The sequence below is a fragment of the Catenibacterium faecis genome (assembly GCF_014306455.1).
In the GTDB taxonomy this organism is placed as follows: Bacteria; Bacillota_I; Bacilli_A; order Erysipelotrichales; family Coprobacillaceae; genus Catenibacterium; species Catenibacterium mitsuoka_A.
On sequence record NZ_JACRWG010000139.1, the window covers coordinates 1 to 1,268 of the forward strand.

A 1,268-nucleotide genomic window follows, 5' to 3' on the forward strand; every position below is an offset into this window, starting at 1 on the left:
CGTAAGGCCACAAATTTTGCTTAATTGGAGTGTGGACACTTACGACAGTAACTATATTATCATATACTCTTCAAATTTAAAAGAAAAGACTGTTAACATTTAGTTTGTCAACAGTCTGAGTTATGGCAATCATGATTTGCCATAACTTTTTTTACTCATCAAATACAGTTTTAAGACTATATGTATATTGATCTCCTCTATAGTAAGTAGAAATATACTCGAAAGGACGTCCATCGGATAAGAATGTTACGTGTTCACTTTTGAATAAAGCAACTTGGTCTACTTGTAGTAGTTCTTTCTGCTTATCGGTAGGAAGTACTGCAGAATATTCTGCATCAATACCATCAATGCTATATCCAAGCTTATTGATATACTTATATAAGGAACCTTCCAATATCTGTATATCTATAGTAGGGATAATAGAAGCAGATAGATAAGTATAACTGATAGCGATAGGAATACCGTCACCTGTTCTAACACGTACAAAGTAATGAATGAAATCATCATCCTTCAGTTTAAGTGCGTGTTTAACATGAGGAACTTCTTTGCCCTTCACTAGCTTATATTCTATAAGTTTAGAGCCAGGAACTTTACCTGTCGCAATCATATCATCCGAAAAGCTACCGTTTGTACCTAGTTGTAGGTTCTTTATAACACGGTGTTCTTTCACGAATGACCCTTTACCTGCAATACGTTCGATTAGGTTCTTTTCACATAATCTAGAAATTGCTTTGTTTACTGTCATGCGAGATGTGTTATAAAATTCACATAATTCTTTTTCTGTAGGAATCTGATCTCCTGATTTTAATGTTTCGTCCTTAATCTGATTTTCGATATCGGACATAATCTTTACATAAATTGGTTGTTTTGCCATAATTAATTACCTCATGACTATTATAACTGAAATAAAATGTATATACAAATGCAAGATTAAAAAATGATATAAAACAGTGAATAGTCATAAATGAGCTAAATAAGACATATAAACTACTTTGTAAAATTAGGTTATAAATAATTTAAAATTAAAAAACAAAGCATACAAGGGCCAAAAATGCGATGTATAATAAACGTCTGAAAAATATTTAAAAAAACACTTTACAAACGAGCGGATATTGGGTATTATAGACAGGCAGTCCGCAAGACGGGCTGAGACAGAACATTGAAAACTGAACAGATACACGTCAGATTTATTTGAAAACATTTAATTGATGAGCTGAACATCAGCTCTTCACATATTCAGTGGAGAGTTTGATCCTGGCTCAGGATGA

Annotated in this window: 1 protein-coding gene; it reads right to left on the reverse strand. The window is 32.6% G+C overall.

Annotation, left to right across the window (positions count from 1 at the left end; all coding sequences use genetic code 11):
* Positions 1–151: 151 nt before the first annotated feature.
* On the reverse strand, positions 152–874 hold the full coding sequence (locus H8909_RS13105) for a GntR family transcriptional regulator (RefSeq protein ID WP_187013142.1): 723 nt from the start codon (positions 872–874) through the stop codon (positions 152–154).
* Positions 875–1,268 lie beyond the last annotated feature (394 nt).

Excerpts from the sequence above, each read along its gene's own strand:
- H8909_RS13105 (WP_187013142.1), bottom strand. The coding sequence starts at position 874 with ATGGCAAAACAACCAATTTATGTAAAGATTATGTCCGATATCGAAAAT.